This window comes from Cupriavidus sp. 96C5-1 (genome assembly GCF_057798855.1).
In genome coordinates this window covers 87,308-101,464 of the sequence record NZ_JBYOJU010000001.1, presented here as the reverse complement: position 1 = coordinate 101,464, position 14,157 = coordinate 87,308, and the positions used below count along the sequence as shown (strand labels likewise).

Genomic DNA, 14,157 nt, shown 5'->3' with positions numbered 1-14,157 from the left:
ATGCTCATGCCGGACCGATGCCCTTGAACAATGCCTGCTCGCTGGCCAGATCGGCCTTCGGCCGTACATTGGCTTTCTGCTGCGCGGCAAAATCGAGCATGCGGTCGATACAGGTCACGGCCTGGCGGCCGATGCCGGCATCGACGTGGATCTCGTTGCGGCCATTCTCCAGCACCTCGGCCAGGTTGGTCAGCGCGTTCATCGCCATCCACGGGCAGTGCGCGCAACTCTTGCACGTGGCGCTGTTGCCCGCAGTCGGCGCTTCAATGAAATGCTTGCCCGGCGCGGCCATGCGCATCTTGTGCAGGATGCCGTTGTCGGTCGCCACGATGAATTCGGTGGCGTCCAGCTGCTGGGCCGCCGCGATCAGCTGCGAGGTGGAACCGACCACATCCGCCTGCTCCACCACATTGGCCGGAGACTCCGGATGCACAAGGATCTTGGCCTTGGGAAACTCGCGGCGCAGCAGGTCCAGCTCGATGCCCTTGAACTCGTCATGCACCAGGCAGGAGCCTTGCCACAGCAGCATATCGGCGCCGGTCTGCTTCTGGATATAGCTGCCCAGGTGCTTGTCCGGGGCCCACAGGATCTTCTCGCCGCGCGCGTGCAGGTGCTCGACGATTTTCAGGCCGATGCTGGAGGTCACCATCCAGTCGGCGCGCGCCTTCACGGCGGCGCTGGTATTGGCGTAGACCACCACCGTGCGATCGGGGTGCGCATCGCAGAAGGCGGCGAATTCGTCGGCCGGGCAGCCCAGGTCGAGCGAACAGGTCGCGTCGAGGTCGGGCATCAGCACCGTCTTTTCCGGACTCAGAATCTTGGCGGTCTCGCCCATGAAGCGCACGCCGGCCACCACCAGCGTCTTGGCGGGATGGTCGCGGCCGAAGCGCGCCATCTCGAGCGAATCCGACACGCAGCCGCCGGTTTCCTCGGCCAGGTCCTGCAGGTCGGCATCGACGTAATAGTGTGCCACCAGCACCGCATTGCGCTCTTTGAGCAGGGCCTTGATACGTTCCTTCAGCGCCGTGCGCTCCTGCGCCGACAGCACGGGGGGCACCTTGGCCCAGGCGTGGGCGACGCAACTGCCGCCCGCGGGTGACTCCGTCAAGAGGTTCGGTTTCTCGAACTCGACGGACTTGATCGTTTGTGGGGTCATCTCCGATACTCCTCTTGGCCGCGCGCCTTGGTCTCGCTGCAGGCCCTTGCATTGGGGGAGTTTAGCGAAAACAAAAGCCCCGCCAGGGGCGGGGCTTTCGGGCGAGCTAAATTGTATCAGGCCACGCCGGATCAGGCATCAGCCCGCGTCAGGCATAGCGGCGCAGGCGCAGCGAGAAATCATGCAGGGCCTGGATGCCGCTGGCCTCGGCGCGATGGCACCAGGCCTGCAGCTGCTGCAGCAGTTGTTCACGCGTCAGGTTGGAGCGGCCCCAGATCGCGGCCAGCTCGCGGCGCATTTCCACAAAGGTGTGCAGCGACTGGTTCTGTTCCACGATGCTGGCCAGTTGCTGGCGCTGCGGATCGGCCAGCTTGGTTTCCTCGCGGTGGAACCACTTGCGGGCAGGCTTGAAGCTGCTGTATTCCGCCCCGCGGGCTTCCTTCAGCTTTTCCAGTTCCTGCTTGTAGGCGCTCTTGACCGCCTTGGCATAGCGGGCCATCACGTCGTAGCGATTGGCAATGATGGCTTCCAGCGTGTTGTGGTCGACCGGACGGGCCTCCACCAGGCGTGCCTTGGGCGGGGTCTTCTTGACCTTGGCCAGGCCGACCGCCTGCATCGCCCGGATATAGCCCCAGCCGATATCGAACTCGTACCACTTGATCGAGAACTTGGCCGAGGTGGGATAGGTGTGGTGGTTGTTGTGCAGTTCTTCGCCACCGATGATGATGCCCCACGGCGAGACATTGGTCGAAGCGTCCTCGCAATCGTAGTTGCGATACCCCCACCAGTGACCCAGGCCATTGATGATGCCGGCGGCATGGATCGGGATCCACAGCATCTGCACCGCCCACACGGTCAGGCCGATCACGCCGAACAGGGCGACGTCGATGATCAGCATCAGGCCGACGCCCTGCCAGCCGAAGCGCGAATAGACATTGCGCTCGACCCAGTCATTGGGCGTGCCATGGCCGAACTTGGCCATGGTTTCCTTGTTCTTGGACTCGGCGCGATACAGCTCCGCGCCTTCCAGCAGCACCTTGCGGATGCCGCGGGTCTGCGGGCTGTGGGGATCCTCTTCGGTCTCGCACTTGGCGTGGTGCTTGCGGTGGATCGCGGTCCACTCCTTGGTGACCATGCCGGTGGTCAGCCACAGCCAGCCACGGAAGAAATGCGAGGCAATCGGGTGCAGGTCCAGCGACCGGTGCGCCATGCAGCGGTGCAGGTAGATGGTGACGCCCGCGATGGTGATGTGCGTCACCACCAGGGTGTAGATCACGATCTCCCACCAGGACCAGTTGGCGAGGCCGTTAGCGGCCCAGTCAAGAATAGTGTCGAACAAACTGTGTTCTCCGTCGGTTAAACAGGGGCATTCAGCGCGGCACGACAGGGCGGGCCGCAAACAAGGTGCAGAAAAAGGACTGCGAACTCAATGATTGCGTCGTATGGCGCCTGCCTGAAACCCCGGCACTCGCCGGAGCCCCCAGGCATACGCGTCTGGCGCCGTGGGCATAAGCTGCCTGTCGGCGGAACTGGACACGAGCCGCTGCAATCTGGCGGCTGTCTGGTGTGGGGGCGGGAGGTCGAACAAACCCGTCCAGGAAAAACAATGCCGGACGGACCCGCAACTAAGCTCAATTCTACCGGAACGTCATCAAGGGGACATCCGCTTTTTCCCCAGGTTTGATGTTAAGCAACAGGGATCGTTCCGCAAAGTGGCCTAACCGGCGCTGCCTTGACCGCCGGCCTGCGTGGCATCAGCCGGTAGAAGTGTCTCATAGTCATCTTTTTGCCGAGCCTCGGCACCGTCCGCCGCAATCGGACCCAGCACACGGACCTCGCGTTGCGGATACGGAATCGAGATGCCATTCTCCTTGAATTTCCGCCATATAGCCCTGTTCAGCGCCGATTGCACTCCCAGCTTGCCGTTCTGGGGATCGGCGATATAGCCCGCCAGCTCATATTCGATGCCATTGTCGGCGAACAGCACCAGAAACGCGGAGGGCGCAGGATTCTTCAGCAGGCGCGGAATATCGCTGGCGGCTTCCACCAGCAGTGCCAGCACTTTCTCGGGGTCGGCGGCGTAATCGGCCTGCACGCGCGTCGCAACACGCACATTGGTATTGGAAAAGGAATGGTTCTGCACGGCCTGCGCCACCAGTTGCTCATTTGGCACCAGGGTCTCGCCGTCGCCGTTGCGGACCACGGTGTAGCGCGTGCGAATCTGCGACACGATGCCGGTGTATTTATCCACCGTGATCTGGTCGCCCAGCTTGACGGAGCGGTCGAGCAGGATGATGAAGCCGGAAATATAGTTGCTGGCGATCTTTTGCAGGCCCAGGCCGAGGCCCACGCCCAGCGCGCCGCCGAACACGGACAGCACCGTCAGGTCGATGCCGACCAGGGACAGGCTCAGCAGCAGGGAGACGAGCAGCAGCAGAGCCTTCGAAAGCCTGGTCAAAACCACTTTCAGGTTGCTGTCGAGGCCGGTGGAACGCATCAGGCGCTCTTCCAGCCACGAGCCAAACCACATGGCCACCAGCACGGTCAGCAGAATCCACACCGCCGCCACCAGGGTATCGGCCAGGCTGATCTTCTGCTTGCCGCCGATCGAGAAGCGCACACCGTCCATCCAGTACACCACGTCCCACAGCAGCCCCAGCACATAAAGCGCCATCGCCGCCCAGACCAGGGTGGTCAGCACCTTCTCCACCAGCAGCAGCATGCCGTGCAACTGGCCATTGCCGGAGAGCACGCGCCGCAGGATATAGAAAGCGAAATAGAGGAAGGTAATGCCAAACAACGGCACCAGCGCCAGCCGCAGCACGCTGATCGACATCATCGGCTCCAGCCCGAAACGGGCCGCCATCACCAGCAGCCACCCGAACAGCGGGAACATGGCGCGCTCGAGGCTGGCGGCAGCGAAGCGCAGCGCGAAGCTGGACCCCGCATGGCGCATTTCGAGCCGCTTGACGATCAGCCGCGCCAGCGGCCACGCCACCAGCAGGCAGGCGGCCAGTACCGCCAGCTGCCAGATAAATCCTGGGCCGCCGGCATCGCGTATCAGATCGTCGAGCATCTTGCCGAAGGCGGGATGCGTCGTCATATGCAGTTCTTCCAGGGGGTTCGAAGTCATGAATCCGAAATGGCCGGACGGATCCGGCAAAGGCAGCGAAACAGATGCCCCGCCGATTCTAGCCGCCCTGCCCGCCCCTGGGCATCGGGCATGGACAGACGGCAAGACATGGGGACGGCAGGGAGACAGGGATACGGCGGCAGGCAGGGCGCCGCGGCAGGCCAGCGGACGCCGGGAAAGCGGGCAGGTACCGTCCGGGACACCGCGGACCGGCGGTGGTCCGCGGAAGGGGCATGCCGCCGGCCGGCACCACGGATGGGCATCCGCAGCGCCAGCCGCTTCCGGCTGACCCGTTGCTTATGCAGCCAGCGCTTTAGCTGACGCGCTCCAGCACGGCCGCGAAGAAGCCGTCGGTCTGGTGCAGGTGCGGATAGAGCGCCAGCATCTCGGCATCCTCGGGCAGGCCGGGCACCGCGATCTTTTGCTCGGCCAGCACCTGGGCCGCCGGCACCAGGCGGAAAGCCGGGTGCGCCGCGAGGAAGCCGCGCACGATGCCTTCGTTCTCGGCTTCCAGCACGCTGCAGGTGGCATAGACCACACGGCCGCCCACCTTGACCAGGCGCGCTGCGGATTCGAGGATGGCCGCCTGCTTGGCAGTCAGCTCCAGCACCGATTGCGGCGACTGGCGCCACTTCAGATCGGGATTGCGCCGCAGCGTACCCAGGCCGCTGCACGGCGCATCCACCAGCACGCGGTCGATCTTGCCAGCCAGGCGCTTGATCTTGGCATCATGCTCGGAATCGATCTGCACCGGATGCACGTTCGACAGCCCGCTGCGCGCCAGCCGCGGCTTGAGGTTGGCGAGGCGTTTCTCGGACACGTCGAAGGCGTAAAGACGGCCGGTGGAGCGCATCAGCGCGCCCAGCGCCAGCGTCTTGCCGCCCGCGCCCGCGCAGAAATCGACCACCATCTCGCCGCGCTTGGGCGCGACCAGGTTGCACAGCAACTGGCTGCCTTCGTCCTGCACTTCGACCAGGCCGTTGACGAACAACGGCAGCTGGTTCAGCGCCGGCTTGCCGGCCAGGCGAATGCCCGACGGCGCGATCGGCGTCACCTCCGCCTTCAGTCCGGCGGCGGTCAGCTCGGCCAGCGCGGCTTCCTGGGAAGTCTTGGCAAGGTTGGCGCGCAGGTCCAGCGGCGCCGGACGCAGCCAGGCATCACCGAGGGCCTCGACGAAAGCTTCGCCGTGGCGGGCCGCCAGCTGGTCGTACAGCCACTCGGGCAGGTTGGCGCGCACGCGCGGCGCCAGGCTGGAGCGCTCGATGGTGGTCAGGCGATCGAGCCATTCCGCCTCTTCCGGATGCAGGAAGGGCGTCAGCACGTCGCGCCCCATGGTGGCGGCCAGTCCGAGCAGCGCCAGACGGCGCTGCGAGGCACCGGTGCCACTGGCAGCGAACTGCGCGAACTCGACGCGCCGGCGCAACACGGCAAACACGGCCTCGGCGATGATGCCGCGCTCGCGGTGGCCCAGCTTGGGATTCTCGCGGAAGTAATAGCTGACCACCACGTCGCTCGGGCGGGTGAACATCAAGACCTTGCCCAGCAGGCGGTCGATGTGCTGGATATGGGCTGCATGCAGGCCGCCATGCAGCGCGCGGCCTTGCGCCGGCGCCTGGCCATCGACGGATTGCGGGCGCGCGGCCTGGCGGATCGGCGTGCCCTTGCGCTTGTTGCGAACGGGCTGGCGTGCCCCTGCGGTATTCCGGCTCATGACTGCATCTCCGTAGCGGCAGCAAAGGCCGTAAATAATTGGGATTCGGGCGGTTCGACCCGTACTACGCCGGCCTGCACGCGCAGCCGGCCTTCGACAAACCAGCGCACGGCGCGCGGGTAGATGACGTGTTCGCTTGGCAGCAGGCGCGCAGCCAGGGCCTCGGGCGTGTCGCCCGGCAGCACGTCGAGCGCGGCCTGGACGATGACCGGGCCGTGATCGAGCTCCGGCGTGACGAAATGCACGCTGGCGCCGTGTATCTTGACGCCTGCCTCGATGGCCTGCCGGTGCGTGTGCAGGCCCGGAAAGCATGGCAGCAGCGAGGGGTGGATATTCAGCATGCGTCCGGCGTACTTCTCGACGAACGCCGGCGTCAGGATACGCATGAAGCCGGCCAGCACCACCAGGTCCGGCGCGTACGCGTCGATGGCATCGGCCAGCGCGGCATCGAAAGTAGCGCGGTCGCCATATTGTTTATGATCCACCACACCGGTGGCCACGCCATGATCGGCGGCGAATCCAAGACCCTCGGCGTCCGGCCGGTTCGACAGGACTGCCGCCACGCGCGCCGGCCAGCCTTCGGCGGCACAGGCGCTGACGATGGCTTCCATATTGGAGCCACGCCCTGAAATCAGGATAACGATATTTTTCATCGCGCAATTCTACCAAGGCGGGGCCTGTACACGGCCAAAGCGAGCACATTGGGCACTTAAAACACGTGAAACCCTCGCCGCAGCGCCATTTCGCATGGCCTGTACGCAACGTCCACCCCCGTGTCATGGATTGTGACGCCCCGCCCGCTCTGCTAGAGTGACTGCTATCGTCCACGCGCAGACCGTTCCGACGGCTTTAAGTGACAACAAGGACGAACTGGGAAATTAGACGGGAAATCGCATGTCGAACGCTGCACCGACCTTGTTGGTGGTCGATGATCATCCTATGGCCCTGTCCGGCACCACCGCGTTTCTAGCGGAAGTGATGCCCGACATCGCCGTTCACGCCGCCGGCAGCGCCAAAGAGGCGCTGAGCACCCTTCAGCAAGGGCTCAGGCCCGATATCGTGCTGCTGGATATCTGGCTGACCGATGGCACGGGCTTTGACGCCATGCAGGCGCTCAAGACGTTCATACCCTCCGCGCGTTTTATTTTCATGTCGGCCGAGGCCACCCCCGAGATCGTGGGCCGCGCCCGCGCGCTCGCCGCCTATGGCTTCGTCGGCAAGCACCTCGACGCCAACGCCTTCACCGCCGCGGTCCGCAAGGTGCTGGCGGGCGATACCGCCTTTCCCTCTGACGAAGCGCTCAGCGGCCGTGCGCAGACGTTCGGACCGGCCCATGGCATTCCGGTCACCCCGGCCGAACTGGGTCTGACCCCGCGCCAGGGCTCGGTGCTGGCACTGGTCCTGGAAGGCTTGCCGAACAAGGTCATCGCGCGCCGCCTGGGCCTGACGGAAAACACGGTCAAGGAACACGTCTCGGCCATCCTGCAGCGTCTCGGCGTGCGCACCCGCATGCAGGTCATGTCGCGCATGGAACGCTTCCGCCTGCGCCAGTAACGCGGGGCGCGGCCGGCCAGCGCCTTCGCGCCGGCCGGTGGCCGCTCAGGCCGGATGCAGCCAGCGCCTGAGCAGCAGCCTCAGCGCCGCCGGATCGACCGGCTTGGGCAGCACGAAGTAGCCAGCCTCCTCGGCGGCCGCCAGCGCGGCGGATTTCAGATCGCCCGACAACAGTGCGCTGCGCGCCTGCGGCTGCGTGTTCTGCCAGCGCTCGAGCAGGTCCAGTCCATTCTCGCTGCCCGGCAGGCGCAGGTCGCAGAAAATGATGTCCGGCTTGAGTCCCTGCAGGAACAACCGGTCGGCGTCCGCGCCATGGGCGGCGCAGGCCACCTGGATACCCCAGGCTTCCATCAGCGCAATCCAGGCCTTGCGGATCTGGGTGTCGTCGTCCACCACCAGCACGGTGCCGCGCAGGTGGTCGGGCTTGGCGTCTTCCGCCAGGGCGGTGGCACGCACGGCGCGGATGGTGGCCACCGTCTCGGCCGCCACCGGCGCCAGCGAGAACCAGAATACCGACCCGCGCCCGGGCACCGAACGCACGCCGTAGGTGCCGCGCATCAGGCGTACGCATTCCTTGAAGATGGCAAGGCCGAGCCCCAGTCCCTGGGACGGATCGCGCTGCGGGTTATGCACCTGGTAATACGGCGAAAAAATATCCGGCAGGTGCTCGGGCGTAATCCCCGCCCCGGTATCCCACACCTCCACGCGGATATGCTTGCGCCGCTCCCGCGCGGTCACCAGCACGCCGCCGCGCCGCGTATAGCGCAGGGCGTTCTGCACCAGATTGAACAGCGCGCGGCGCAACAGCACCGGCTCGGCCATCGCGTACAGCTCCTCGGGCACGCGCGGCGTCAGCGTCAGGCCGCTCTCGCGCGCGTCGGCCGCGAACTGGCTCATCACTTCGCTGATCAGGCGGCCGAGCTCGCACGGCTCCAGGGTCGGCAGCACCTTGCGGCCCTCGAGCTTGGACAGGTCCAGCAGCGAACGGAACAACAGGTCGATGGTCTGCGTACCCGCCGCCACCTGCTCCACCAGCGGATGCAGGGAAGACGACTTGTTGCGCGCGCGCAGCGCCTCCACCAGCATCACCAGCGCATGGACGGGCTGGCGCAGGTCATGGCTCGCGGCGGCCAGGAAGCGCGATTTCTCCTCGCTCGCGTGCAGGGCCCTCTCCTTCTCCTCCTGGAACTGCTTGGCCAGGCGCCGGCTGTCGCTCTCGAGCTGGATGGCCCGCACCAGCGTGCGGTGCAGGTTCAGGGCATGGCGCGTGAGCATGATGGCATAGACCACCAATAGCATCTGCACATAGGTGCCATGGCCCGGAAACGCGTACTCGGCCAGCAGGATATTGGGCACCAGGATCGGGATGCCGGCGTAGACCAGGTTGGATGGCACCGGGGACTGCGCGGTAACGCCGCCGGCCAGCACGCCGAGCGCCAGCAGGTAGAGCACGCTGGAGAACACGGTGGACCCCGTGTAGAGGTGCAGCAGCGCGGAACTGCCCCAGGTCAGTCCGGTCAGGAAGGCCAGCGCGCGCATGCTGGACCACCATTTGCGCGTATGCGCCGAGCGGTTCATCGTGGTGCAATCGCGCAGATAGCCGAAATAGAACCAGACGGAGGCGCCGGTAAGCACCAGCATGACACAGCACCAGCCCACCAGGGCGGCGTGATCGGCGGCGGACCAGAACGCCGTGGCAGTCAACGCCGGCAGCACCAGCGAGGCAACGATGGCGGTGGGCGAGACGCGATGGATGGTCGCCAGCAGCTTGGCCCGCGTATCGGTATCGAGCGGAGGCCCTGGCGGCGGCAGGATTCGGTTTAGCAGCGCGTTCAAGGGAGGGCTGGGGCAACAAGGGCGATCTGCCATATCATGCCGCCTTTTGGGGCGCTGCGCCACGACAATGGGCCGATCCGTGCACAAAAACGCCACCCCGGGGGCGTGACCCGCCGCTGCGGGGCGAATCTTGGCTCCCATTCCCCTTATAATGCTCGCTTTACCCAAACGCTTGTCGCCGTCCTCGTGAAAGTCTTCCGTGGCCTGCCCAACGCCGAGAGCCGGGCGCCCTGCGCCCTCACCATCGGCAATTTCGACGGTGTGCATCGCGGCCACCAGTCGCTGCTGGCGCGCGCGCGCGCCGCGGCCGACGCACGCGGCCTGCCGCTGTGCGTGATGACCTTCGAGCCGCATCCGCGCGAATTCTTTACGCCGGACAAGGCGCCCACGCGCATTGCCCTGCTGCGCGACAAGCTCGAGAGCCTGCGCCGCAACGGTGTCGACCGTGTCGTGGTCGAGCATTTCAACGCGCACTTCGCCGCGCAGTCCCCGCAAGCCTTCGTCGAAAACGTGCTCTGGCATGGCCTGCACACGCGCTGGCTGCTGGTTGGCGACGATTTCCGCTTTGGCGCCAGACGTGCCGGCGACTTCGCTTACCTGCAGCAGGCCGGCGGCCGGTACGGCTTCGACGTGGAACAGATGGGCTCGGTCTCCGAAGGCGGCGTGCGCATCTCCAGTTCCGCGGTGCGCCAGGCGCTGACCGACGGCGACCTCGAACATGCGCGCCGCCTGCTCGGCCATGGCTATGCCATCAGCGGCCATGTGGTCCACGGCCGCAAGCTCGGGCGCGACCTGGGCTTTCCCACCATCAACCTGCGCATCTCGCATAAGCGGCCGGCCGTCAATGGCATCTTCGTGGTGCAGGTGCACGGCCTGGCCGAACACGCGCTGCCGGGCGTGGCCAGCATCGGCGTGCGGCCGACCATCGAGGATGCCGGCCGGGTATTGCTGGAAGTCCACCTGTTCGACTTCAATCAGAGCATCTACGGCAAGCTGGTGCGGGTCGAATTCATGAAGAAGCTGCGCGACGAAGCCCGTTTCGACAGCCTGGATGCGCTGACCGCGGCCATTGCCAAGGACAGCGCGGACGCCCGCGCCTTTTTCGGCCTGACCGTGCCGGGCACGCCCGAGGGCACGTCCCCGGCCGCGGGCGGCCGCGACTTCGCCACCTCCGCCACCGACCGAATTAGCTAGCGCCCCGTTCCCGCGCAGCGGGACCCGGGTCGCTACCCCAACCCGCGGCTCCCCCCGCAGCCAGTCCACGCCATAACGCGCGCCCGCATCCAGCCGAGCTAGTGCCGCGCGTCAACCGAATTGCCCCGAGAATCGACATGTCCAACGACAAACGCGCCAAGCCCGAAAAAAGCAAGTATCCGGTCAACCTGCTGGAGACTCCCTTCCCGATGCGCGGCGACCTGCCCAAGCGCGAGCCGCTGTGGGTCAAGCAGTGGCAGGACAAGCAGCTCTACAAGAAGATCCGAGCAGCACGCAAGGGCGCCAAGAAATTCGTCCTGCACGACGGCCCCCCGTACGCCAACGGCGACATCCACATCGGCCACGCGGTCAACAAGGTCCTCAAGGACATGATCGTCAAGGCCCGCGGCCTGACCGGCCTGGACGCGGTCTACGTGCCGGGCTGGGACTGCCATGGCATGCCGATCGAGATCCAGATCGAAAAGCAGTTCGGCAAGGGCCTGCCGGTGCAGGAAGTGCAATCGCGCGCGCGCGCCTACGCCACCGAGCAGATCGCCCGCCAGAAGCTGGATTTCGAGCGCCTGGGCGTGCTCGGCGACTGGGAGCACCCCTACCTGACCATGAACCACAGCAACGAAGCCGACGAGCTGCGCGCGCTGGGCAAGATCATGGAAAAGGGCTTTGTGTTCCGCGGCCTGAAACCGGTGAACTGGTGCTTCGACTGCGGCTCGGCACTGGCCGAGGCCGAGGTCGAGTACAAGGACAAGACCGATCTGTCCATCGACGTGGGCTTCCCCTTCGCCGAGACCGACAAGCTGGCCCATGCCTTCAAGCTGCCGGCGGAGCAGCTTGCCGCCAAACCCGGCTGGATCGTGATCTGGACCACCACGCCGTGGACCATCCCGTCCAACCAGGCGCTCAATGTGCATCCGGAAGTCGAATACGCGCTGGTCGACACCGCGCGCGGCTTCCTGCTGCTGGCGACCGAGCGCGTCGAGGAACAGCTCAAGATCTACGAACTGGAAGGCAAGGTGCTCGCCACCACCACCGGCGCGGCGCTCTCGGAAATCCGCTTCCGCCACCCGCTGTCGAAGATGGACGCCGGCTATGACCGCCTGTCGCCGGTCTACCTGGGCGACTACGTCACCACCGATACCGGCACCGGGATCGTGCACTCGGCGCCGGCCTACGGCGTGGAGGATTTCCAGTCGTGCAAGGCGCACGGCATGCGCGACCACGACATCATCAGCCCGGTGATGGGCGACGGCGTCTATGCCAGCACGCTGCCGCTGTTCGGCGGACAAAAGATCTGGGACGCCAACCCGAAGATCGTCGAAGTGCTGGAGGCATCGGGCAACCTGTTCAACCAGCACAGGTACACCCACAGCTACATGCACTGCTGGCGCCACAAGACGCCGATCATCTACCGCGCCACTTCGCAGTGGTTCGCGGGCATGGACGTGGACCCCGTCGACAACGGCCCGACCCTGCGCGAAACCGCGCTGGCCGGCATCGAGGCGACGGAGTTCTACCCGGCCTGGGGCAAGCAGCGCCTGCACAACATGATCGCCAACCGGCCCGACTGGACCCTGTCGCGCCAGCGCCAGTGGGGCGTGCCGATGGCTTTCTTCCTGCACAAGGAGACCGGTGCGCTGCACCCGCGCACGCCTGAGCTGCTGGAGGAGATCGCCAAACGCGTCGAGCAGCACGGCATCGAGGCCTGGCAGACGCTCGATCCCAGGGAACTGCTCGGCGAAGAAGCCGCGCAGTACGAAAAGAACCGCGACACGCTCGACGTCTGGTTCGACTCCGGCACCACGCACTGGAGCGTGATCCGCGGCTCCCACCGCGAAGACCTGTACGATCCGGCGGCCGACCTGCCCGATGGCCGCCTGGCGGACCTGTACCTGGAAGGCTCGGACCAGCACCGCGGCTGGTTCCATTCCTCGCTGCTGACCGCGTCCATGCTGTACGGCAAGCCGCCCTACAAGGCACTGCTGACGCACGGCTTCACGGTGGATGGCGAAGGCCGCAAGATGTCGAAATCGATCGGCAATACGGTGTCGCCGCAGGACGTATCCAACAAGATGGGCGCCGAGATCATCCGCCTGTGGGTGGCCTCGACCGACTACTCCGGCGAACTGTCGATCTCCGACGAGATCCTGAAGCGCGTGGTGGAAGGCTATCGCCGCATCCGCAATACGCTGCGCTTCCTGCTGGCCAACCTGTCCGATTACGACCACGCGCAGCATGCGTTGCCGGCATCGGAATGGCTGGAAATCGACCGCTACGCCGTCGCGCTGACCGGGCGCCTGCAACAGGAAATCCTGTCGCACTACGACGGCTATGAGTTCCATCCGGTGGTCGCCAAGCTGCAGACCTTCTGCTCGGAAGACCTGGGCGGCTTCTACCTCGACGTGCTGAAGGACCGCCTGTACACCACCGCGGCCAACTCGAAGGCGCGCCGCGCCGCGCAGAACGCGGTATACCACATCACCCAGGCCATGCTGCACTGGATGGCGCCATTCCTGTCGTTCACGGCGGAAGAGGCCTGGCAGATCTTCGGCCATGGCACCGAGCACACCGACACCATCTTCACCAGCACCTACTACGACGTGCCGGCGATCGACCAGGCCGACGACCTGCTGCAGAAGTGGCACGTGATTCGCGAAGCCCGCGCCGAAGTCACCAAGCAGCTCGAAGCGGTGCGCGTGGACGGCGAGATCGGTTCCTCGCTGCAGGCGGAAGTCACCATCCAGGCCGGCGGCCAGGTGCTGGCTGCCCTGCAGAGCCTGTCCGACGACCTGCGCTTCGTGCTGCTGACCTCCGCGGCCAAGGTTACCCCGGCGCCGGAAAGCGGCGACCTGCTGGTCACCGTGACGCCGTCGATGCATGCCAAGTGCGAACGCTGCTGGCACTACCGTCCCGACGTCGGCCGCGACCCGGCCCACCCCACCCTCTGCGGCCGCTGCGACAGCAACCTGTTCGGCGCCGGTGAACACAGGAGCCACGCCTGATGGCCGCCACCACCACGCGCTCCGCGCGCGGCACCAAACGCGCCGGCAGCAAGGGCACCAAGAGCAGCAACACCACCCCGCTGCTGTGGATGGCGTTCGCCCTGCTGGTGATCGTGCTCGACCAGTTCTTCAAGATCGTCATCGTCAGGACCTTCGCCTACGGCGAATCGCGCCCCGTGACCGGCTTCTTCAACCTGGTGCTGGTCTATAACAAGGGGGCCGCCTTCAGCTTCCTGGCCGATGCCGGCGGCTGGCAGCGCTGGTTCTTTACCGGCCTGGGCGTGGTGGTGGGCCTGTTCATCGTTTGGATGCTCTACCGCCATACCGGGCAGCGCCTGTTCTGCTTCGCGATCTCGCTGATCCTCGGCGGCGCCATCGGCAATGTGGTGGACCGCGTGGTGTACGGCCATGTGGTCGATTTCCTCGACTTCTATGTGCGCAACTACCACTGGCCGGCGTTCAACGTGGCGGACTGCGCCATCACGGTGGGCGCGGTGCTGCTGATCGTGGACGAATTGCGGCGGGTGCGAAAGCACTGAGACCGGGCAGCGGCCGG

The 14,157-nt window shown here is 65.8% G+C and carries 10 protein-coding genes; 4 read left to right on the top strand and 6 right to left on the bottom strand.

Annotated elements, in window-relative coordinates:
• Positions 1–4: 4 nt before the first annotated feature.
• The 5 genes from nadA to purN form a co-directional block, all read right to left on the bottom strand.
• A complete protein-coding gene (gene nadA, locus AC3FOF_RS00465; protein WP_276267139.1) occupies positions 5–1,156 on the bottom strand; it encodes a quinolinate synthase NadA in 1,152 nt (383 codons plus the stop codon).
• A 148-nt stretch (positions 1,157–1,304) separates the two neighbouring features.
• Entirely contained in the window at positions 1,305–2,495 is a 1,191-nt protein-coding gene (locus tag AC3FOF_RS00460) for a DesA family fatty acid desaturase (RefSeq protein ID WP_276267138.1), read from the bottom strand.
• A 378-nt stretch (positions 2,496–2,873) separates the two neighbouring features.
• Positions 2,874–4,289 carry a mechanosensitive ion channel family protein gene (locus AC3FOF_RS00455; protein ID WP_488725501.1) on the bottom strand — a complete coding sequence of 472 codons (1,416 nt, stop codon included), beginning with the start codon at positions 4,287–4,289 and terminating at the stop codon, positions 2,874–2,876.
• A gap of 313 nt (positions 4,290–4,602) precedes the next feature.
• Complete coding sequence (locus AC3FOF_RS00450; protein WP_276267136.1) at positions 4,603–6,000, bottom strand: RsmB/NOP family class I SAM-dependent RNA methyltransferase; 1,398 nt, start codon at positions 5,998–6,000, stop codon at positions 4,603–4,605.
• A complete protein-coding gene (gene purN, locus AC3FOF_RS00445) occupies positions 5,997–6,653 on the bottom strand; it encodes a phosphoribosylglycinamide formyltransferase (RefSeq protein WP_488725500.1) in 657 nt (218 codons plus the stop codon). The genes AC3FOF_RS00450 and purN overlap by 4 nt, the downstream gene beginning before the upstream one ends.
• Positions 6,654–6,894: 241 nt before the next feature.
• Between purN and AC3FOF_RS00440 the strand changes: the two genes are divergently transcribed.
• Complete coding sequence (locus tag AC3FOF_RS00440) at positions 6,895–7,554, top strand: response regulator (protein WP_017227123.1); 660 nt, start codon at positions 6,895–6,897, stop codon at positions 7,552–7,554.
• Positions 7,555–7,599: 45 nt separating this feature from the next.
• Here AC3FOF_RS00440 and AC3FOF_RS00435 read toward each other — a convergent pair whose 3' ends face one another.
• Positions 7,600–9,423, bottom strand: a complete 1,824-nt coding sequence (locus tag AC3FOF_RS00435; protein WP_051078480.1) for a hybrid sensor histidine kinase/response regulator — start codon at positions 9,421–9,423, stop codon at positions 7,600–7,602.
• Between the two features lie 153 nt (positions 9,424–9,576).
• On the opposite strand from AC3FOF_RS00435, the gene AC3FOF_RS00430 reads away from it, so the two are divergent.
• From AC3FOF_RS00430 to lspA, 3 genes are all read left to right on the top strand, one after another.
• Positions 9,577–10,584: a bifunctional riboflavin kinase/FAD synthetase gene (locus AC3FOF_RS00430; protein WP_017227125.1), complete on the top strand. Its 1,008-nt coding sequence runs from the start codon at positions 9,577–9,579 to the stop codon at positions 10,582–10,584.
• Between the two features lie 137 nt (positions 10,585–10,721).
• Positions 10,722–13,601: an isoleucine--tRNA ligase gene (gene ileS, locus AC3FOF_RS00425; protein ID WP_017227126.1), complete on the top strand. Its 2,880-nt coding sequence runs from the start codon at positions 10,722–10,724 to the stop codon at positions 13,599–13,601.
• Positions 13,601–14,140 carry a signal peptidase II gene (gene lspA / locus AC3FOF_RS00420; protein ID WP_017227127.1) on the top strand — a complete coding sequence of 180 codons (540 nt, stop codon included), beginning with the start codon at positions 13,601–13,603 and terminating at the stop codon, positions 14,138–14,140. Before ileS ends, lspA begins: the two co-directional genes overlap by 1 nt.
• Positions 14,141–14,157: the final 17 nt, after the last annotated feature.

Bases quoted from the DNA above. Each gene is read 5' to 3' on its own strand.
- AC3FOF_RS00435 (WP_051078480.1), bottom strand. From the start codon at position 9,423: ATGGCAGATCGCCCTTGTTGCCCCAGCCCTCCCTTGAACGCGCTGCTA.
- ileS (WP_017227126.1), top strand. From the start codon at position 10,722: ATGTCCAACGACAAACGCGCCAAGCCCGAAAAAAGCAAGTATCCGGTC.
- AC3FOF_RS00455 (WP_488725501.1), bottom strand. From the start codon at position 4,289: ATGACTTCGAACCCCCTGGAAGAACTGCATATGACGACGCATCCCGCC.
- AC3FOF_RS00440 (WP_017227123.1), top strand. From the start codon at position 6,895: ATGTCGAACGCTGCACCGACCTTGTTGGTGGTCGATGATCATCCTATG.
- AC3FOF_RS00450 (WP_276267136.1), bottom strand. From the start codon at position 6,000: ATGAGCCGGAATACCGCAGGGGCACGCCAGCCCGTTCGCAACAAGCGC.
- purN (WP_488725500.1), bottom strand. From the start codon at position 6,653: ATGAAAAATATCGTTATCCTGATTTCAGGGCGTGGCTCCAATATGGAA.
- lspA (WP_017227127.1), top strand. From the start codon at position 13,601: ATGGCCGCCACCACCACGCGCTCCGCGCGCGGCACCAAACGCGCCGGC.
- nadA (WP_276267139.1), bottom strand. From the start codon at position 1,156: ATGACCCCACAAACGATCAAGTCCGTCGAGTTCGAGAAACCGAACCTC.